The 20605-nt window shown below is 60.6% G+C and carries 16 protein-coding genes and 2 pseudogenes; 5 read left to right on the forward strand and 13 right to left on the reverse strand.

Going from position 1 to position 20605, the window contains the following annotated elements; all coding sequences use genetic code 11:
• Positions 1 to 103 precede the first annotated feature (103 nt).
• A complete protein-coding gene (locus tag Q9K01_RS12710) occupies positions 104 to 652 on the forward strand; it encodes a DUF302 domain-containing protein (protein ID WP_305930561.1) in 549 nt (182 codons plus the stop codon).
• A gap of 100 nt (positions 653 to 752) precedes the next feature.
• Positions 753 to 1151, forward strand: coding sequence for a hypothetical protein (locus Q9K01_RS12715; protein ID WP_305930562.1), 399 nt, complete (start codon positions 753 to 755; stop codon positions 1149 to 1151).
• A gap of 168 nt (positions 1152 to 1319) precedes the next feature.
• On the opposite strand, the gene Q9K01_RS12720 is transcribed toward Q9K01_RS12715, so the two are convergent.
• Complete coding sequence (locus Q9K01_RS12720; RefSeq protein WP_185885792.1) at positions 1320 to 2792, reverse strand: PAS domain S-box protein; 1473 nt, start codon at positions 2790 to 2792, stop codon at positions 1320 to 1322.
• 374 nt (positions 2793 to 3166) lie between these two features.
• On the opposite strand from Q9K01_RS12720, the gene Q9K01_RS12725 reads away from it, so the two are divergent.
• Positions 3167 to 3790 (forward strand): DUF305 domain-containing protein, encoded by a 624-nt coding sequence (locus Q9K01_RS12725; RefSeq protein ID WP_244982763.1) that lies wholly within the window; start codon positions 3167 to 3169, stop codon positions 3788 to 3790.
• A gap of 51 nt (positions 3791 to 3841) precedes the next feature.
• Here Q9K01_RS12725 and Q9K01_RS12730 read toward each other — a convergent pair whose 3' ends face one another.
• From Q9K01_RS12730 to Q9K01_RS12745, 4 genes are all read right to left on the reverse strand, one after another.
• Complete coding sequence (locus tag Q9K01_RS12730; RefSeq protein WP_185885791.1) at positions 3842 to 5056, reverse strand: phosphoglycerate kinase; 1215 nt, start codon at positions 5054 to 5056, stop codon at positions 3842 to 3844.
• A gap of 175 nt (positions 5057 to 5231) precedes the next feature.
• Entirely contained in the window at positions 5232 to 6302 is a 1071-nt protein-coding gene (locus Q9K01_RS12735; protein WP_185885790.1) for a copper resistance protein B, read from the reverse strand.
• Complete coding sequence (locus Q9K01_RS12740) at positions 6299 to 8050, reverse strand: copper resistance system multicopper oxidase (RefSeq protein ID WP_185885789.1); 1752 nt, start codon at positions 8048 to 8050, stop codon at positions 6299 to 6301. The genes Q9K01_RS12735 and Q9K01_RS12740 overlap by 4 nt, the downstream gene beginning before the upstream one ends.
• A gap of 165 nt (positions 8051 to 8215) precedes the next feature.
• Positions 8216 to 9289 (reverse strand): zinc-binding dehydrogenase, encoded by a 1074-nt coding sequence (locus Q9K01_RS12745; RefSeq protein WP_185885788.1) that lies wholly within the window; start codon positions 9287 to 9289, stop codon positions 8216 to 8218.
• Between the two features lie 181 nt (positions 9290 to 9470).
• Between Q9K01_RS12745 and Q9K01_RS12750 the strand changes: the two genes are divergently transcribed.
• The gene (locus Q9K01_RS12750; protein WP_066850924.1) at positions 9471 to 9689 is read left to right on the forward strand and encodes a MerR family DNA-binding protein; all 219 of its coding nucleotides are present in this window, start codon (positions 9471 to 9473) and stop codon (positions 9687 to 9689) included.
• A 188-nt stretch (positions 9690 to 9877) separates the two neighbouring features.
• Positions 9878 to 10009 (forward strand): annotated as a pseudogene (locus Q9K01_RS12755) (YnfA family protein); the annotation flags it as partial.
• Between the two features lie 737 nt (positions 10010 to 10746).
• On the opposite strand, the gene Q9K01_RS12760 reads toward Q9K01_RS12755, so the two are convergent.
• The 8 genes and pseudogenes from Q9K01_RS12760 to Q9K01_RS12795 form a co-directional block, all read right to left on the reverse strand.
• Positions 10747 to 11073, reverse strand: a complete 327-nt coding sequence (locus Q9K01_RS12760; protein WP_066850923.1) for a hypothetical protein — start codon at positions 11071 to 11073, stop codon at positions 10747 to 10749.
• Between the two features lie 696 nt (positions 11074 to 11769).
• A complete protein-coding gene (locus tag Q9K01_RS12765) occupies positions 11770 to 12027 on the reverse strand; it encodes a methyltransferase domain-containing protein (protein ID WP_340324274.1) in 258 nt (85 codons plus the stop codon).
• A 276-nt stretch (positions 12028 to 12303) separates the two neighbouring features.
• Positions 12304 to 12583, reverse strand: a pseudogene (locus Q9K01_RS12770) (YHS domain-containing protein); the annotation flags it as partial.
• A 12-nt stretch (positions 12584 to 12595) separates the two neighbouring features.
• Entirely contained in the window at positions 12596 to 14137 is a 1542-nt protein-coding gene (locus tag Q9K01_RS12775) for a multicopper oxidase family protein (RefSeq protein ID WP_305930563.1), read from the reverse strand.
• 173 nt (positions 14138 to 14310) lie between these two features.
• Positions 14311 to 14709, reverse strand: a complete 399-nt coding sequence (locus tag Q9K01_RS12780; protein ID WP_305930564.1) for a copper-binding protein — start codon at positions 14707 to 14709, stop codon at positions 14311 to 14313.
• Positions 14688 to 17855, reverse strand: coding sequence for an efflux RND transporter permease subunit (locus Q9K01_RS12785; protein ID WP_305930565.1), 3168 nt, complete (start codon positions 17853 to 17855; stop codon positions 14688 to 14690). The genes Q9K01_RS12780 and Q9K01_RS12785 overlap by 22 nt, the downstream gene beginning before the upstream one ends.
• Entirely contained in the window at positions 17852 to 19363 is a 1512-nt protein-coding gene (locus Q9K01_RS12790) for an efflux RND transporter periplasmic adaptor subunit (protein ID WP_228167084.1), read from the reverse strand. Before Q9K01_RS12790 ends, Q9K01_RS12785 begins: the two co-directional genes overlap by 4 nt.
• Positions 19360 to 20595: a TolC family protein gene (locus Q9K01_RS12795; RefSeq protein ID WP_228167083.1), complete on the reverse strand. Its 1236-nt coding sequence runs from the start codon at positions 20593 to 20595 to the stop codon at positions 19360 to 19362. The genes Q9K01_RS12790 and Q9K01_RS12795 overlap by 4 nt, the downstream gene beginning before the upstream one ends.
• Positions 20596 to 20605: the final 10 nt, after the last annotated feature.

Genomic DNA, 20605 nt, shown 5'->3' on the forward strand with positions numbered 1-20605 from the left:
CTGGGCGCACCGAGCCAGCCTGGTGCGGGGCTCGTAGCAGTTTGCGGTTGCTCCGGCAAACCTCTCAGCAAGTTGCCCTCTTGCCCGAACCTTGCCGCCCCGATTGGCCGACCTGGCCGAACCGTCGCCTGTTGCCGGCGCCGCGACGTCGGACCGGGTGACGCATCGCTCTGTGCGCCGCACGTGCATGACCACCTCCATCGGCATGATCCGGCACTATTCGGCACCTAGGTCGGCCCGCAACAACACAGGAGAAACGAACGTGAGCTATTATTTTGCCAAGACCATCGAAGCAGGAGACATCGAAGCCGCGCACGAGCGCGTGAAGGCCGCGCTGCAAGAACATGGGTTCGGCATTCTCACTGAGATCAACCTGCAGGCAACTCTAAAGGAAAAGATCGGCGCGGACTTCCGGCCTTACCGTATTCTGGGCGCATGCAATCCAAGCCTGGCGCACAAGGCATTGCAGGCCGAGGACAAGATCGGAACCATGCTGCCCTGCAACGTCATTATCCAGCAGGTTGCTGCCGAAGTGTTCGAAGTCGCTGCGGTCGATCCGGTCGCCTCGATGCAAGGGGTCGAAAACGAGGCGCTAGCAGAGGTCGCTACGGATGTGAGGGATAAATTGAAAGCGGTGATAGCGGCGCTCTGACAATGGCTCGATAGGCCTGTTTACCCCCTGAGAAATGTTCCAAGGAGAATGCCTATGTAAAGAAGATTCACGATCGACCCCCTGGAACGAAGAGGAAATAATGATGAAACGGACACTTTCTACAACCGCACTTGCCGCCGCGCTTGCTTCGTCGCCCGCCATTGCACAGCAGGCTGAACATCAGCACGGCGCTACAACCGCTCAGGCTGGTGAACCGGACCACAAGGCCGGCATGATGATGGGGTCTCAAGCGATGCAAGAGCACCATCAGAAGATGGAGGAAATGCGCGCGCTGATGCAAAAGGCGCGCAATGCCACCGACCCGGCCGAGCGCCAGCGGCTGATGGCCGAGCACCAGCAGAAAATGCAGGAACACATGGCAAGCATGATGAAAGGCGATCATGCCGCCATGATGCGCACTTGTCAGGAACGCATGGCGATGATGCATGACATGATGGAGCAGATGGCGGCTCAGCAGGGCGAAATGACGCATCATTAACAAACCGATCAGAGCCGCCGCGCCGGTAAAACGACACGGCGGCTCATCGGGCTTCAACCGACGAGTCGCGGAAACGCGGCGCGAAAGGCACCAACCGATTGCTCGGGAGGCAGCGTTCCTTCCTGCTAATAAGTTTGCCGCTGATCAGATATTTTGGAAATGGCCAAATCAGAGGCTCGGCCGCTCCTCCTTGTTCTCGAGCGGCAAGGCCATACGGCAGAGCAATCCTTGGCGAAGATAGTCTATTTCAACTTTCCCGCGCAAAGATCGCGTAAGCGTTGTCTCGATCAGGGTACTGCCAAAACCGCGGTGCGTTGGCGGAGATACGGGCGGTCCGCCGCTCTCTCTCCATTCCAGCGTCAGCCAACAGCCTCGATCACTGTCCTCAAGGGCCCATTCTACCGAGACGGTCCCTGTCGCCAGGCTCAGGGCCCCGTATTTCGCAGCATTGGTAGCCAATTCGTGGAGAACCAACCCGACTGAAAGACCTGTCTTCGCATCAAGTGGGACAGTTGGGCCTGCGAGCACGATGTTGGTGCCGTGCGCGTTCCGGAAAGGCTCCAACTCGCGAAGGAGCTGATCAAGCAGAGTGGTGCCGCTCTCGCCGCCTTGCGTCAGGTGCAGGCTCTTGGCGACCGCGCCAAGTCTCCCCTGCAGCGCCTGCTTGTAAGCGTCCACGGATTGGCTGCCACGGGAGGAAAGACTCACGACGGATTGAACCAACGCCATCATGTTCTTCATGCGGTGATTCAGCTCGGCGGCGAGCAGGCGTCGCTGTTCGTCAAGCTCACGCCGCTCGCTCACATCGAAGGAGACGCCAACAAGGGTCTTGGCTTCTCCTGCCCCTCCGCGCAAGACCGTGCCCCGCGCGGCTACCCAGCGGGATGATCCCTCCCGATCGCGAGTCCGGAATTCACCTGCAAACTCTTCGGTCCTGGCAATGGCGTTATCGAGCACCCGGCGCAGCCCGGGTAGATCCTCCGGGTGAACCCTCGCAAAAGCATCATCGACATTGAGCCGTTCCTGTTCGCTCAACCCCCATAGGTGCCGCAAGGCGTCGTCGCCCACGAGTTCATTGTTCTGGAGGTCCCACTCCCACGTACCCATGCGCCCGCCCTCAAGCGCCAGGCGCAGGCGGCTTTCGTTCGCTGCAAGCTCGCGGTTACGCGTTTCGAGTTGCTGCTCAAGATGCCTGCGCTCCGAGACGTCTCGGATCACGACCGTGAGGGTGGTGTTCCCACTGAGCACATGCCGGGATAGCGTGGCTTCGACGGGGAATTCTTCGCCATTCTTGCGTTGCCCGAGCACTTCCCTGCGATGCCCCATGATGCGGCGGGTCGCCTCCGAATCCGCCTCGAACGCCTTCACGTCGCTGACATGTCTCGCACGAAAGCGACGAGGAAGAAGGATCTCGACCGTTTCGCCAAGTATCTCGTCAGCCTCGTAGCCGAAAATCTCTTCAGCTGCACGGTTGAAAAGCAGGATGCGTCCGCTTCCGTCTGTGCTGACGACACCATCGCCAATCAGCGCAAGAATATCCGATCCTGAAGCTGCTGATGCAGGATGGCTTCCGCCGACCATGAATTCCCTCCCGATGTAGCGATCTACATTAAAGTCCGGTGTACCTTGTCCCTGTCCCACGGCAAATCCAAGGACTATCCGACCATCGCACTGAAAAGGTTCAAGCCGACGGAAAAGCTCATCATCGGCATGGTTGCTCCGCAGCCGCCTGTCCGGACAAGGCTTCAGAAGCGTCCTGTTGCTCGCAATCTCCCGTCCCAGGTCCAGAAATCGTGAAGGTGTCATTCGACTTTTGGCAGGGATGGCAGGAGGCGATTTCCTCCATCGACACGAAACCTCCGATGAACCTGGAGCGACCTTTCCGCCCGTCAGCCCAAGACACTCACTATCCAAGATGCTGATAGTGCCAGCTCATTGGAGGTACGCAGACGTGTGACGAACCAACATTCGGGGTGATAAGAATATATGCCAGTGCAATCCTCAGATCGGCGGATATGAAGAAACGACTGGACGCACGGCAGATCACGGCAACTTGCTTCTTGATGATAATATCGGCTTGTGACCGCACGGGGGCCCAGAACGGCGGCGATCCCTCCGAGGCCATTTCACATGATCTTGGGCCATTCTTCCGGGCCGAAACCGCCATGTACGACAGCATGAGAGCCGCCATCGGAACGAGCTCGGGCGGCAATTGGGTAAGAATGATGATTGCGCACCACGAGGGCGGAGCGGCACTGTCGCGGATGCTTCTTCAGGAAAATCCATCTCCTCAAATCCGGACTCTGGCAATGCACACGGTGCGAGCGCAGGAACGCGCGGTCCGAGAGCTCGAGAAGCTGCTACGCGACGGCCCCACAGATCTCGAGAGCGCGCTGGTCTATCTGCGGCCGATACAGAAAATGCACGATGCAACCACAGGCGTTTTCGGTCCCGGTTTGTCCAGGGTCTGGTTGAGGAAGATGATCGAACATCATCGCGGCGCGATAGAAATGTCTAATGTCCTGCTGAAGCGACCCGGCGTTCCTACAGACACTGCCAACGCGGTCCGAAAGCTCAGGAACGAGCAGGTTAAGGAGATGAAGGTGCTCAAGCGTGCGCGCGAGGCGCTAGAAGCCTAGAGGTGCGAGGAAAGAGGTCATACATGGTTCTGTGCGCATATGATTTCACCTTCATCTTCGGAGCGCCACGACGCCGGGCAGCGCCTTGCCCTCTAGCCATTCGAGGAACGCCCCGCCTGCGCTCGACACGTAACTGAACCGGTCGGCAACGCCCGCGTGGTTGAGCGCTGCGGCCGTGTCACCCCCGCCCGCGACTGCTCGGAGGCGCCCAGCATCTGCCAAATCGGCGATCGCCCCGGCAAGGGCTACCGTTCCCTGGTCGAAAGGCGGAACCTCGAACGCTCCAACCGGACCATTCCAGACGACGGTCCGCATGTGCTTCAGCGCCTTCTCAAGAAGCGCTACTGTCGCGGGACCGACATCGAGGATCATTTCGTCTGCGCCGACCCGCTCAACCGAAACCGTACGCGAGACGGCGCCGGCGCTAAACTCGGTGGCTACGACCACGTCGATCGGCAGGAAAATCGTGCAACCGGCCTCGTTAGCACGGTGGATAACCTCACGGGCATTGTCCAGCATTTCGCGTTCGGCCATCGATCTGCCTATTGGCCGGTCCTGGGCAGCCAGAAACGTGTTGGCCATCGTACCCCCAATGCCGATGGCCTGCATCTTGGCGACCAAATTGACGAGGAGATCGAGCTTGGTGGAAACCTTGGCTCCGCCGACAAGCGCGAACACCGGGCGATCCGGGTTTTCGAGAGCCAGGCTCAGCGACTCGATCTCAGCCTGCAGAGCGCGCCCTGCCACCGCCGGCAGCACGTGCGCGATGCCCTCCGTCGATGCATGAGCACGATGCGCTGAGGAAAATGCGTCGTTTACGTATATGTCGCCCAGGTTTGCGAACTGCGCGACCAGCTCTGGATCGTTGGTCTCCTCACCCGGATGGAACCGCGTGTTTTCCATGAGCAGTAGATCGCCCGGCGCCGCGGCTTTGACGGCCTCTCTCGCATGGCCATCGCGCCAGTTCGTCGCGACGAAACGAACCGGCCTGCCCATCGCTTTCTCCAGCGCGCCCGCGACGGGCTCGAGACTCATATCGGCAACCACCTTTCCCTTCGGACGACCCAGGTGAGAAAGGAGGACAACTTTCGCGTCCTTCGCGATCAGTTCGCGAAGCGTAGGGATAATGCGCTCGATCCGGGTGGCGTCGGCCACGACCCCGTCTTCGACGGGCACATTGAGGTCGACCCTGACGATCGCGGTCTTGCCGCCAAAGGAGATATCATCGAGAGTTCGCAAGGATGAGGCAGAGGAGGGCCCGACCATAATCTGCGCCTTTCATTCTGTTTGCGAACGGGTGGATACTCTCCACGCTCAGTACAAAATTTCTTCCGATCGCCTAATAAGCTGTGCTCGGCCGAAGGACTGGCCGCGGCCGCCACTGCAATTGACGATCCGGCTCATACTCGACAATATTCGTTTCCCAGCTGAGGCTTGCGTGTCAGAACCATAGACGCACGCCAACGACGAAACTGGTCACGCTCGGATCCTCTCCGGCAGCCCTGGCATAATCGGCGCTTTGGCCAAGCCGCCACTCCTGATCGATCCCGACATAGGGTGCAAATTCGCGCACGAACTCGTATCGCAAGCGCAAGCCGGCCTCGATCCGGTCGACGCCGGCGCCTATCCCGAGCTCTGGAATGTCCTGTGCCGAAAGGCCTATCTCCGCGCGCGGCTGCAGGATCAGCCGCTGGGTGATACGCTGGTCAAGTTCGCCCTCGATCCGCGCGGTGACATCACCCTTGTTGGAAACGAAGGCGGCCGCATCGACTTCGAAAAGGTAGGGGGCAAGCCCCTGGACGCCAACGACTGCATGCGTCCGGTCGGGACCGGCCAGATCTTGCCGGATACCGGCTTGCATATCCCACCAGGGGCCAATTGCGTGGCTCCAGAGCGCCTGCACTTCAGCTGATTCCGGATTCTCGCTGAAAACGCCCTCACCTTCGCTCTTGAACCAGAACTTGTCGATATCGCCGCCGTAATAGCCTTGAACATCCCACAAATATCCATCTTTGCCCTGGCGCACGCGATATTCCGCCCGGTCAGCCATGAACCAGAAGACGGGCAGGCCGCTGACCACGCGTGCCACTGCTGCGCGCGAAGCTGCCATGATTCGGGGACCGACGAAGGCATCGGCCGCATAGGCAGGGCCAGAATATGCCTCCGGCGGCGGCGGAGCTTCCGGGATTACCGCAACTTTATCCATCGCGCCATGAGCCGAGTGATCTATGGCGCCGTCGTCCATCTCCATGGCTCCCGCAGGATCGTGGCCAACGGCGCCGGAATCCATTCCTCCCGGCTCGCCTGGCTGCTGATGATCCATCGACCCGTGATCCATCGGCGGCAGCGCTGTGGCTGCCTGGATTTCGCTTTCCTGCTCGGGATGCGCCGACTGCGGCGGCGCCTTATCTGGTGCAGCTGCTTGCACTTCGTGGGGTTGGTGCGCCGCATGGTCTTGTGCGTATGCAGGAGCAGCCGAAGCCAGCAGAAGAATGAACGCTCCAGTCCTCATTGCCCAACCTCCCCGTTCAGGGGGCGGACGGTGACGACCTGAAACATGCCGTTGTGCATGTGGTAGATCAGGTGGCAATGGAATGCCCAGTCGCCAGGCTCATCGGCAGTCAGATCAAAAGTTGCACTGCTTCCTGGCTGGACCGTAAGCGTATGCTTGAGGGGCTGAAAACCGTCGTGGCCATTCACCAGTTCGAAGAAGTGGCCGTGCAGATGAATGGGATGCGCCATCATCGTATCGTTCACCAGACGCACACGGACGCGTTCGTTGAACGCGAAGCGAATGGGGTCATCGGTGACGGCAGAAAACTTCTTTCCGTCAAACGACCACATGTAGCGCTCCATGTTACCGGTCAGATGAATCTCGACCGAGCGCGAGGGCCGGCGCTGATCCCTGTTCGGTTTGGCCGCCACCAGGTCCTTGTACGTCAGCACGCGGTGGGAGACCTCATCGAGCCCGGTACCGGGATAGCCCATGCGGTCGACCGGATTCATTGCCACCATGTCGAGCCCCGGACCGACCTTTACGTCCGGTGGCAACTTCGATGTGTCGCGCATGCTCGTTCCGTCCATCGCCATCGCACCCATTGGCGCAGACTGCGCGTCTCCCACGCCTTCATGGTCCATCGAGCCAGGTTCCATGCCGCTCATGCCCATATCGGCCATTGTCAGCAGCGGCGGCGCGCGCAGGTCAGGGACGGAAGCGCGCGCGCCCGGTCGGGCCGCGAACATGGCCAGCCCCATCCCGGTGCGATCCATCGCTTCGGCGATAAAAGCAAAAGCATCGCCATCTCTCGGCTCGATGATGACATCGTACGTTTCCGCGTTGCCAATCTGGAACTCGTCAACCTCGAAGGGGCGGACATTCTGCCCGTCTGCGGCGACAACTGTCATCGGCAGTCCGGGAATCCGCACATTGAAATATGTCATCGCGGCGCCGTTGATGATTCTGAGGCGGATTCGTTCACCCGGACGATAGGAAAATTCCAGCCCGTCGTCGGGACCATATCCGTTGACGAGAAAGCTGTAGGTCGACCCGGTCACATCAGAGATGTCGGTCGGCATCATCCGCATGCGCGCCCACATCCTGCGCGCCGCACCGCTCAGCGGATAATCGTCGGTCGCAGTGGTTTTGTTGTAGTTGAAATAGGCGTCGGCCACCTTGAGCTTTTTCATGATCGTGTGCGGGTTCATCGGTGACCAGTCCGAGAGCATGAGGACATAGTCGCGATCATAGGGGAAAGGCTCCGGCTCGGACGGATCGATGATGATGGGGCCGTAATGTCCCATTGGCTCCTGCAACGTGTGCGCGTGCCACCAGTAGGTCCCCGCCTGCCGGATCGGGAAGTCGTAGCGGAATCGTTCGCCCGGCTTGAGGCCAGCCATCGATACGCCCGGAACACCGTCCATAAGGAATGGAACCAACATGCCATGCCAATGGACCGAGGTATCTTCCGAGCTGTTGTTGAGCAAATCGACGACAAGGTTCTGTCCCTCTCTCAGCCGTAACAACGGTCCCGGGATCGTCCCATTGACGGTGACGGCGGGACCACGACGAGCCCCCGTCTCGAAAACGGCGTCGGCCACTGTCAGGCTTAGATGTTCTCCCGACAGGACATCGCTACCGCGACGCGCAAGAGTTCCCCCCATCGCTCCGCGCGCCCAAGCTGGCATGGCAGCCGCGATACCCAGGGCACCGAGCGAGACGCTGCCTGCGGCCAAAAACTTTCGTCGATCAATTGATGTCATCTATTATCTCTGCTGGTGGTTCGGTCGTGCGGTTCTGAAGCCTGGGTTTGGCAAAGACCTTTTTGATTGCCCTCGCCCATGATCCAGATCAAAATATCCATTATTGTATCGGCTTTCTCTTGGCCAAACCCCAAGGCCTGGGACCCTTCGAGAGAGGGAGGCTTTTTAAGGTGTGATGGCCACCTTGAGTACGCCGTCACGCTGGTGGGCGAAGAGTTCATAGGCTGCTTCGATGTCGTCGAGCTTGTAGCGATGGGTAACCATGGGCCGGAGGTCTACCCTCCCCGCCGCCAGGACGTTGATGAGGCGGCGCATGCGTTCCTTTCCGCCCGGACACAGCGTCGTTACGATGCTGAGATCGCCAAGCCCGGCAGCAAACGCATCCAGCGGGACATTTATATCCGCGGAATAGACGCCAAGACTCGAAAGCGTTCCACCTGGGCGCAGCACCCTCAGGCATGCCTCGAATGTTGCCTGGCTTCCAAGCGCCTCGATCGCGACGTCCACCCCCCGCCCGTCGGTCAGGCGCAGTATCTCGTCCACAGTATCGACGGTGCCGGCGTCCACCACGGCATCAATACCCAGCGCTTTCGCGGTCTGGAGACGTGCGGGCAAACGATCGACCCCAATGACGAGGGTTGCCCCGGCAAGCTTCGCGCCGGCCGCAGCGCAAAGGCCAATAGGCCCCTGCGCGAATACCGCGACGGTATCGCCGATCCGGACGCCGCCTCGCTCTGCCCCTCCAAAGCCCGTCGACATGATATCCGGGCACATCAACACCTGCTCGTCCGTCAGACCGCCGGGGACAGGGGCGAGGTTAGCCATGGCGTCCGGAACCAGCACATACTCCGCCTGGCAGCCGTCGATCGTGTTACCGAGCTTCCATCCGCCGATCGATTTCCAGCCATGGCGAGCGTCCGGTCCGTCTTGCGAATGAAAGCCGGCAAGACAGGCGTTGCTGTGGCCACTGGGTGAGATCGCGCCTGCGATCACCCGCTGACCCTCGTGGTACCCGGTGACGGCCGAGCCCAGCTTTTCGATAATCCCGACCGGCTCGTGTCCAACGGTAAGGCCGGGGGCAACCGGATATTCGCCTTTCAGAATGTGCACGTCGGTGCCGCAGATGGTGGTAGTGGTGATCCGCACAAGCGCATCGAGTGCCCCGACTTCCGGAATCGGCTTCTCATCGAGCACAATCCGCCCCGGCTCCACGAACACCGCTGCCTTCATCTTCGCCATGATCATCCCTGTCTTTGTAAACACGCATCTCTTTTGATTGCACAAAGAGACATCCCAAGGCTGCGCGACGAGTACTGATCAGCAAGTTGTTGCTGACAGGCATTTTCCGTGCACAAGGATATAGACGCTTATCGAGACGTGATATTACAACTTTCGGAGCTGTCATAGCGGTTGGTGTCCTATGCTCCGGTTTCGCGAACTGCTCGACCTGGCCGACGACAAGTCACGATCCTGCGCGGCCGTCGGTGCGCTTGCGCGCACTGATCTCGCCGAAGTCGAACGGAAGATCGATCTCCTTGCGCTCCACGGGGAACTCGACCGAATGCTTGCGACCTGCGACCAGGGCACCGTCAGCGACTGCCGGGTTATCGAGACGCTCGCAAAAGACGCGATCCAGTGAGCGCCGTCTGGATCTATCCCTAGCCGCGCTCGCCGAAATCGCGGGGTGTCTTGCTTTCTGGCGTGGATGAGTATGGATCGCTCAGCGCTTGTGGCTGAACCCGGCATCCTGTCGTTCGCCCTCTTCGCACATTTTTTGCGCGGACTGACGCCGACGCCGCAGGTCGGGCGTTTGCGGCTTATCGCGGCGTCTATATCGCTGCCTCACGTCGCTGGCTCTGGATGGTCGAAGAAACTCCGACGGACCGCTGGGACCTGCTGGAAACGGCGATTTGTCCCGCCAGTGCCGCAGCTATTCTGTTTGCGCCGCACGACGTCTGATCGGCCTCGCCCTCACCGCAATTGGCTAGCTGGCGGAGTTATCATCTGGAGACTCCACATCATGGATTGGACGCAGAGCCACCACATCAACAGTTGGTGGCTCCTGCTTTTCGCGCTCGGCGGCACATAGTTTGCCCTTTCCGAATTTATCCTGCTCGCCAATCGCATGCCTAGGATAAGGCGGCGGGGGGAATTTTGAACGAAACAGTAAGCGCCGAGGTTAATCATTCAGGTTTAGGCCGCACAAACCTCACGAAAGCCAAGGAAAGTCAGGTACGATAATCCACATATTGATGAGCACCAGAGCCAGGCCCGTTGCAGGCTCGACCGGCATCAAGTCGCTATAGCGCCAACTTGACATGCTCTCGCGCGGCAGCGAGGTGGCAATCAATACCACCACGGCCGCAACCTCGAGACCAAAGACAAGGTAGATTGCGATCGGGGACTTGGAAGGTTACCAAAGCCAGTTGCCACCGCCTTTGAGGACGGCCAATTCATTAACCGTCAACAGGATTCGGCCATCGCCGAGACTGGCGAGGCCGCAGCGTACTGTTCGCTCATATGGGGTGAGGTTTGCACCGTCGAAGAAAGGCATTTGGAAAATCTCTCAGACGAAGGCGACCAGGATCCCACAAAAATATCAGCCAAAAAGTTCGATTCACGCTTCAGCCTTTATTCGCGACGGTCGTAAAAAGCGGATCCGGCAAAACCAGCAACTTCACTCACTTGGTCGATAGTTATTCTATGATCGCGTCGCTGGAACGGCTTACTTTCAGGATCCTTTGAGATCGATCAAGAAATTTCCGCATGTCGTCTGCTGCCAATTCGGTGAGCGGATGCCTTGTGGCATCAGCGCGTGGCTCTATCATATCGGCGCGCCGCCTTATCTGGTCGACCTGCTTTTCGGTCGCATCAGAGAGCAGCCCGAGAACGATGTTTTCAAGGGTGATGAGGCGAATTCGCATCTGCACGAGTTCAGAGTGACCCGGCTCTGGGATTTGCCAGCTGCCGTCGTCACGCGTTACCGATTTCTCGACGTGTCCATCGGATTCTTCTACCGCCATGTGGGTCTCCCAATTATACTGCGCTTACCGCGAGCTAGCCCAAGTTCGAGAAGAAACCTATTGTTCATCGGGCGGCGTTAGGTACAGAAGCCGCTCAGAAACTCGTGTCCCGATTACCATAACAAACGCCCTCTCTCGTCTGCACGACGTTTTAACGTGGCCGCGAAACAACCGCTACGACAAGACCAGAGAGTCCTACCTCGGCTTCGTCGCGCTCGCCTCAGTCAAACTCTGGATATCCTTTGTCCACGAAGCCTAGTTTTGTTGGAGGCTCCGCAATTCTCAGCATTGTCCAACGGACGGCTGCGGCACTACGTTGGCCTCGATCTCAAAAGAGACTGGGTGAAGCTAAGCAACTCAGTAGTGCTCTCTTGGGGTGTTTATCTACTGGGAGTTATTTCTTAACCGCGACAGACCAGTAGAATATACCAAACCGGAAGGAAGTGCGCGCGACCGGTTGACGCAATCGCTCGGCAGCGAGATCCGGTCGGATCGAGAGCTGTTCGCGGTGGATATCCATCGATCGACTGGGAAATATACCGAGCCGAAGGAGCCAGTCGGCCAAGACCCTGACTCCTTGCATCCGAGAATCCCCAAACGCGAACCGTCTGGCATTGTTGCGGCCAAGTGCGCAACAGCTACTTCGACGTCCTGAATGATATCGATGCCAATGTGGACGGGGCAGCTGACGTGTTGTCAGGCAAATTGTCGTCGGAAATGTTGGCTTGAACGAGATCGAAAATTTTCCCATCCCTTGCGCGCGACAAGGACGCTTGCGACGTCAAGCATGCCTGCGGAAATATCCACTCCGATGATACGACCGTAAGGGCCAACGCGCCGCTGCAGATCGGCGAAATTCTGTCCTGAGCCGCAGCATAGGTCGACCACAAGATCGCCGGGGTGCAGCTGCTTGGCATCGAGCATGTGCCGAATCTTCGCCGGGCTCAGGGCAATCGTTCAACATCCGATACCTTTTCATTTCGCAGACAGCCTTGCTGCCCCCTACTGAGTGCGAGTTTGCTGCCGATGGTTGGCCTACTGCGATCGCACCTTGTCCAGCACCACTTGCGAGACCAATGACCAGCTTGGGGCCGGTTGAACTATTCTTGCGGAAACGGTCCTTCAAAGAGTCTGATTCGTAATTATCGGTTGCGATTTCATGGCCTTGCGATACGGCGTGCGAAGAGCTGGACCGAGACGATGAAGAGCCAGGGGCCCCGATTTCGAAGTGACTGCCATCCCACAGATCGGACACGATCCGGGCCCGGGCTGACGGATCTCCGGGTGCATGGGGCAAGTGTAGATCGTCCCGTCAGGGACATCCTCCGAGATGCGCACCCGACAGATAGAGATCGGGATCGCCGAGAAACTTGTCGTGACAGCGCGAAGAACAGAAATAATGCTCGGCGCCTTCGTGTCTCGCGACGTGTTCGGCGCCGTCGATCGCAACGCTCATTCCGCAAACCGGATCGATTGCGGTGCCTTCGATTACGCTCTCATCCTGGCTCATGCCCATTCCTTCCTAGCTGTTCACCACGAGGAACTGCCCCATCATGCCGGCATCCTCATGCTCGAGGATATGGCAGTGATACATGTAAGGCAGATCCGGGTCGGTATATTCCTCGAAGCGCAGCAGCACGCGCACCTGCTCGCGCGGATTGACGATAACCGTATCCTTGAACCCCGTTTCCAGCGGCGGCGGCGCGCGTCCATCCCGGTCGATCACGCGGAACTGCGCATTGTGGATATGAAACGGATGCGCCATCATCGAGGCATTGGCGATTTCCCAGATTTCCCATTGCCCGACCGGCACGCGCTCATTGACGATATCCATATCCATCGCCGCCCCGTTGATCGTCATGCCTCGGCCCATCATCCCCATGTCGAGGACGAGCCGCCTTGTTCGCATCGCCAGCGAGGGATCGGGCGCATTCAACGAAACAAGACGCAGCGGCAGGCGCGTCGCGCGCAAGGCTCTGCTGAGCCTGATATCGAGAATACGAAACACCTCGCCTGTCTCACCATCTTCGCGGCGACGGTTCATCATGCCGCCGCCCACCGTGCCGCGACCCTGTCCGCCCATCATTCCCATCGCACTGTCCGGGCTGGTGGCGACAAGGGATAGGGGACCCCCCTCGGAAAGATCGACAATCACCTGTGCGCGTTCGCCCGGTGCAAGCTTGAGCGAGCGGACCGTGTGCGGGCGATCAAGCAACCCGCCATCGCTCGCGATCAGCTGCATGGCCCGCCCCTCGGCAAGCGAGAATTCGTAGAAGCGTGCGTTCGATCCATTGAGGATCCGCAAGCGTAACAGGCCGGTCCGGGCGTCAAACACCGCGTTTTGCGTTCCATTGACGTAGATACGATCCCCGCGCACGCCCATCATTTGCGCGTGCATGTTCTGCGGATAGTGGATCCTGCCGGAACTATCGAGCAAGCGGTCCTGAACAATAAGCGGAATGTCATCGACGCCATATTCGCTCGGCAGATCCAGCGCCTCTTCTTCGTCATCACGGACATAGATCGGTGCGGCAAGACCAGCATAGACCTGCGGTCCCGTGCCGCGATGCAGATGCGAATGATACCAATAGAGAGAGGCACGCTGGCGAACTTCGAAAGACGGGCTCCAGCGGCTGCCCGGGCGGATAAGCTGGTGCGGCCCGCCGTCGGCGGCGGCGGGAAGTTCGAACCCGTGCCAGTGGACGGTGGCTCCCTCGTCCAGACCGTTGTCGACATGCAGCCGGACGCGCTCGCCGCGGCGCATCTCCAATGTCGGACCGAGATAAGGCGCGTTCACTCCGATCGTAGGCGAAGCGACTCCGGGAGCGAATTCCTTCTGCCCAGCGGATATTGACAGTCGAAAGACCCGCTCGCCTTGTTCGACAATTCCCTGATCGAGCTTCGGAATGGCGAGCGGATTCGCGCCGGCTCCATCGGCGCTAAACAGCGAATTTCGTGCTTCGCAAGCAGACAAGGGAAGAGCCACAAGGCCGGTCGCCGCTGCGCCGGCCCGTCGCAGTAATGCGCGTCGATTGAGACCCGATGCCTTCGCCCACTGGTCCATCTTACCTGCCCCGGAGATATTTGATCAGTGCAGCGATGCCCAACACCATGAGGATGGTCAGCAATAAGCAGAACAGGCCCATGATCCCCATCATGGCCGCTGGCATGTCACCGTTCATCATCGTACTTCTCCTATTGTGCCGACCCCGAAAATGATCCGGGGCCGGTTCACAATTACTTCTTGGTGATCGAAGTGATCGTGTTGCCGCCTTCGCCGGTTGTGAAGTCGAACGAGATCATGTCGCCAACCGCCACGTCCTGACGCAGCTGTTCGTCGGCTTCGAACCCCATCGTCATGGCGGGCCATTCGATTGCGGAGACAGCGCCGTGATCGACAGTGATCATTCCCGCATCGGCGTCGATGGCGGTGACGGTCCCTTCGGCGCTGGCGGTCTGCATCGCGCTGTCCGATCCCATCATGGACATATCGCCACCGTCCATCGGCATCTGACCGTCTGCCATCTGGCCTTCAGCCATGGCCGTGTCGTCCATCATTTCGGTATCGTCGCCGGAACCACAGGCGGCGAGCGCCAGAGGCGCTGCCAACAGAGTCATGAGGGTTGTGATACGCATTCTTCTTCTCCTTCGGGGGATTTGGACCGAATGGTCCGGGGGCGCCGCATCATCAGATAGGCGGCGGGAAGTACGAACATTGAAAGCAGCGGGGCGGTGATCATCCCGCCGATCATCGGGGCCGCGATACGGCTCATCACCTCGGATCCGGCACCGGTGCCGATCAGGATCGGGAACAGACCGGCGAGGATCACGGCGACGGTCATCGCCTTGGGCCGGACGCGGAGCAGCGCGCCTTCGCGGATGGCTGCCGATACCTCCTCGGCATCGAGATCGCCCTCTCGCCGCTCCAGCGCGGCCTTCAGGTAGATCAGCATGACCACGCCGAATTCCGCCGAGACCCCTGCCAGCGCAATGAACCCGACGGCGGTTGCGACGGACTGGTTGTATCCCATCAAATAGAGCAGCCAGAAGCCGCCGGTCAGCGCGAAGGGTAGCGTGCCCATGATCAGCAGCGCCTCGTCGAAGCGGCGGAAGATCAGATAGAGCAGCAGGAAGATGATCGCGAGTGTTGCCGGCACGACGATCTGCAACCGCTCGTAGGCGCGGGTCAGATATTCAAACTGCCCGGCATAGGAAAGGCTGACGCCTGCTGGCAGATCGACCTCCGCCCCGATCGCTTCCTGCAACTCGCTCACCACCGAGGTAAGGTCGCGCCCGCGCACATCGACATAGACATAGCTGGTCGGCCTGCCCTGCTCGCTCTTGAGCATGGGCGGACCGCTGGTCACGCGGACATCCGCCACTGTGCCAAGCGTGATTTGCTGTCCCGCAGGGGTCAGAACCGGAAGGTGGCGCAGCTCATCGACGCTGTCGCGAATCTCGCGCGGATAGCGGACATTGACCGGATAGCGGGCTAGCCCCTCCACCGTGCGCGCGACATTCGCTCCGCCGATCGCGCCCGACACGATCTGCTGCACATCGGCAATGTTGAGCCCGTAACGGGCCGCTTCCAGACGATTGATATCAACATCGACATAGCGCCCGCCCGAAAGTCTTTCAGCGAGCGCCGAACTGACACCTGGTACCTGTTTGGCAATCTGTTCGACCTGAAGCGCCACGCGTTCGATCTCGCCCAGATCCTCGCCTGAGACCTTGACCCCGATCGGGCTTTTGATGCCTGTCGCGAGCATGTCGATGCGGTTGCGGATCGGGGGCACCCAGACATTGGCGAGGCCCGGGACCCGGACCACCCGGTCGAGTTCCTCGACCAGCTTGTCGGGCGTCATCCCCTCGCGCCATTCCTCGCGCGGCTTGAAGCTGATCGTCGTCTCAAACATCGTCAGCGGCGCGGGATCGGTGGCGGTGTCAGCGCGGCCGGCCTTGCCGAAAACGGTGTCGACTTCGGGAACGGTCTTGATCAGGCGGTCGGTCCGCTGAAGCAGTGCCGATGCCTCACCCGGCGAAAGCCCGGGAAGCGCGCTCGGCATGTAGAGCAGATCGCCCTCATCGAGCGGAGGCAGGAATTCGCCGCCCAGCCGCGTGAAGGGCACCAACGTCGTCGCGAAGAGCAGTCCGGCAATGACCAGCGTCGCTTTCGGACGCCGCATTACCGAGTCGAGCCCCGGCTGATAGGCACGGGTCAGCGCCTTGTTGATCGGATTGCTGTCTTCCCGCGGGATCTTGCCCCGGATCAGCCATCCCATCAGCACTGGAACCAGCGTGACCGACAGGATCGCCGCCGCCGCCATCGCATATGTCTTGGTAAAGGCCAGCGGAGCGAAGAGCCGCCCCTCCTGCGCCTGCAAGGTGAAGACAGGCAGGAAGGACAGGGTAATGATCAGCAGACTGAAAAACAGCGCCGGGCCGACCTCCTTCGATGCGTCCGCGACGATCCGCCAGCGCTCGTTAGCCGACATGACCGTATCGGGATTGTCCTCGGTCCAGCGCTCGATGTGTTTGTGCGCGTTCTCGATCATCACCACCGCCGCATCGACCATCGCGCCGATCGCGATGGCAATGCCCCCGAGCGACATGATGTTGGCGTTCACGCCCTGGAAGCGCATCACGAGAAAGGCTGCCAGAACGCCCAGCGGCAAGGTGACCACGGCGACCAGCGCAGAGCGGGCGTGCCACAGGAACAACAGGCACACGAGCGCGACGACGATGAATTCCTCGATCAGTTTGGTGGTAAGGTTATCGACCGACGCGTCGATCAGTTGCGAACGGTCATAGGTGGTGACGATCTCGACCCCGTCGGGCAGGCTCGCCTTCAACTGTTCCAGCTTCGCCTCCACCGCCTCGATCGCACCGCGCGCGTCGGCCCCTTGCCGCAGAATAACGATGCCGCCCGCGACTTCGCCCTGGCCATTCAGTTCAGCGATACCGCGGCGCAGTTCGGGGCCGATCTGTAGATTGGCCACATCGCCAAGCGTCACCGGGACACCCCCCGCTTCGGCGCGCAGAGGGATCGCGCGGAAATCATCGAGGCTGCCTAGATAGCCTGACGAACGCACCATAAATTCCGCTTCGCCCATCTCGACGATGGATCCGCCCGCCTCCTGATTGCCGGCCTGGACCGCCTTGACCACTTCGGCGTGAGTCACGCCGAGCGAGGCCATGCGGTAAGGATCGAGGACGATCTGATACTGCTTGACCATGCCCCCCACGCTGGCGACCTCGGCGATGCCCGGAATGGTCTTCAGCTCGTAACGCAGGAACCAGTCCTGCAGGCTTCGCAGCCCTGCAAGGTCGTGACCCCCGTTGCGGTCAACCAGGGCATACTCGTAAATCCATCCCACACCGGTTGCGTCGGGACCAAGCGTACTCTCGACGCCGTCAGGCAAGCGGTTCTGGACCTGGTTGAGATATTCGAGCACGCGCGAGCGCGCCCAGTAGAGATCGGTCCCGTCCTCAAAAATTACGTAGACATAGCTATCGCCGAAAAACGAATAACCGCGCACGGTCTTTGCTCCCGGCACCGAGAGCATGGTCGTCGCCAGTGGATAGGTAACCTGGTCCTCCACGATACGCGGGGCCTGCCCGGCATAGTTGGAGCGGATAACCACCTGCACGTCGGACAAATCGGGAAGCGCATCGACAGGGGTGGTCCGCACTGCCCAGAAGCCGGCGAGCGCCAGGCCGATCGCCGCCAGAACCACGAACAGGCGGTTGGCGATCGAACTGTCAATGATCCGCGCGATCATTGGCCGGTCTTCCGGATCGAGACGATGCGTGGCCCGGTGCTTGCCTGAACGAAGGTAAAGGTCACCCGGTCGCCGCGTTGGAAACCGCGAACCTGGGCCGGACCTTCAGTGGCAAAACCCATCGTCATTGCTGGCCATTCCAGAGCTTTAACCGGCCCGTGCCGCAAGGTGATGCTGCCAGCAGTGATACGTTCGATCGTGCCGGTGGCTCGATAGGTGCGCGGCTCGTCCGCATTCGCCTGCGCTTCGTTTTCCCCGGCAGTCGTTGGCGCATCCTCGGTGGGACGCACATCGATACCGGCAAGGCTGGCCTCGGAATCGAGCAGGAACTGGCCGGAGGTAACCACCTCCTCGCCTGCCGCGAGTCCCGCGAGAACTTCGGTGCGGCCGCCTGCTTCTCGCCCGATCCGGACTTCGACAGGTCGGTATCCTCCGCTTTCCTGAGTGATCATCACCAGCGTGCGTTCGCCGGTGCGGATCACGGCCTCCGACGGGATGAGCAATGCTTCACGCCGTTCAGGAGCGATCGTGACCTGCGCAAACATGCCCGGTTTGAGGCGAAGGCCGGGGTTGGGCATCGCCGCGCGCACGGTAATCGTCCGGCTTGCGTCCTGTGCACTCGGCAGGATGGCAATGATACGCCCTGCAAATCGCTCGCCAGGAAAAGCGGTGAGCGTTGCGCTTACCGGCTGTCCAACGCGGGCACTCCCCGCCAGCGCCTCCGGCACAGCCGCCTCGAGCCAGATCGGACTGTAGCCGCTGATTTCGGCTAGGCTTTGCCCCGCCATGACGGTCATGCCCGGCCTTACACCGAGCGAGGTAATGGCGCCCGATTGCGGCGCGGTGACGGTGATCGTCGATTGCGGTCTGCCGCTTCGAGCAACCGAGGAGATCACGCCTTCCGGCATCCCGAGCAGTCGCAGGCGCTGGCGGGCAGCACTGGTAAGCGCCGCGTCGCCGGTGGCCGCCACGGCAAGAAATTCCTGTTGGGCGCCGCCCCATTCAGGCACCAGCAAATCGACGACCGGCGCGCCTCTTGCGATCAGATCCTGCGGGGCGTGGCCGTATGTTCGCTGAACATAGCCGCCCGCGCGTGGCTGGACGATCGCCACCTCGCTGCCATTATAGGCAAGCGTGCCGGTCACCGTCGTTTCCGGTTCCAGCACGCCGTATTCGGCCTCGGCAGTGCGGATCCCGAAGTTCTGGACCATTGCGGAATCGATGCTGACCCCTTCGCCAGCCTGCGCCTCGCCACCAGCGCATTTGGGAACCAGCTGCATGTCCATGAACGGCGACTTGCCCGGCTCGTCGAAGCGCTGATCCGGCACCATCGGATCGTACCAGTAGAGCACTTCTTCGCAGCCGGCATCGGCAGCGGCGTCACCGTCATCGCTGCCGCCGCCGAGCATCGACAGACCGTAGCCAGCCCCCAGGCTGATCAGGGCAATACCCGCCGCCGCTGCATAAGAACGCTGGCGCGGCGAAAGACGTTCGAACACGGCTTTCATGGCCTGTCCTCCCCATAAGTAAGACGTAGAATTGCAGCGGCTTCGACAGCAATCTGTTCGCGTTCGAGGATCTCGAGCTCGAGCAACGCCAGCGCAGATTTGGCTGCGATCACATCGACGAGGTCGGCGCGCCCAGCAGCGAAGCTGGCGGTTTCGAGCTGCGCACGATCCCGCGCGAGCGGGAGAAGCTGGTCACGCGCACGTTCCCATTGCTGCAGTGCACTGCGCCACGCAGCCAGATCGGCTTCGAACCGGGCCGTGATCGCCCTCAGGCGGTCGGCGCGCACGGCCGAGGCGGCAGCAGCGTCTGCTTCGGCCGCCGCGATGCGCGGATTCTGCCGCCTGTCGGTAAAGATTGGCAGAGTGACCGATCCCATGACCGATACGACACTGCCAAAATCGGGATTACGGTGGCCATAAGTCACACTAACACCGAAATCAGGCCGCTTTTCAGCGCGTGCCAAATCGGCTGCAGCCTCGGCTCGTCGCTGCTCGGCATCCGCCAGACGCAATTCCGGATTGGCCTCCAACGCGAACCGAAGCCCTTCCGGGTCCACGGTAACTAGGGGAGCGCCCCCCGCAGCGACGGGCTCGCTTCCGGCGATATAGCGCTGCAGCCGGGCACGCGCGGCTGCGCGCGCGGCCTCGATCCGGGTAATGGCATCCTCGATTTCGAGAAGCTCGCGCCGGATCGCGAGACTTTCGGCAGGTCGAGCCGATCCCGAAGCGACGGCACTGACGGCGACCGGAACGAAGTCCCTCAAGCCGTCCAGAGAGTCGCGCGCAAGAGCGAGGCGCTGCTGGGCATAATACAGGCCAATCCAAGCCGTCCCCGCCTCGGCGAGGATGGAACGTTCGGACAAGCCAAGACGGGCTTCGGCAATACCGATTTCGGATCCGGCAAGGCCGTATCGTGCTCGCCGCCTGGCAAGATTGGGAATTTCCTGCTCGATGCCCACCGCGAGCTGCGTCGGTAATTGCGCATACGGATCAAATGCCGCAGGTCCGGTGACCGGCAAGTTCATCACGCCTGCACGAACGCGAGGATCGGGCAATTCGTCCGCTGCGTCCGCGGCATCGCGCCTCGCCTGAATGCGCAAAGCGCCCGCTTCAAGCATGGGCTGTTCCGCCCGCGCCGCCGCAAGGGTTTCTTCATAGCCGACCGACTGCGCTTGGGCAGCCTGCGCGACCAGCAGGGCCGATAACGGCACCCAACCAATTCGCCAGTTCATAAATCTCACT

This window comes from Qipengyuania benthica (assembly GCF_030717865.1).
GTDB classification, from domain to species: domain Bacteria; phylum Pseudomonadota; class Alphaproteobacteria; order Sphingomonadales; family Sphingomonadaceae; genus Qipengyuania; species Qipengyuania benthica.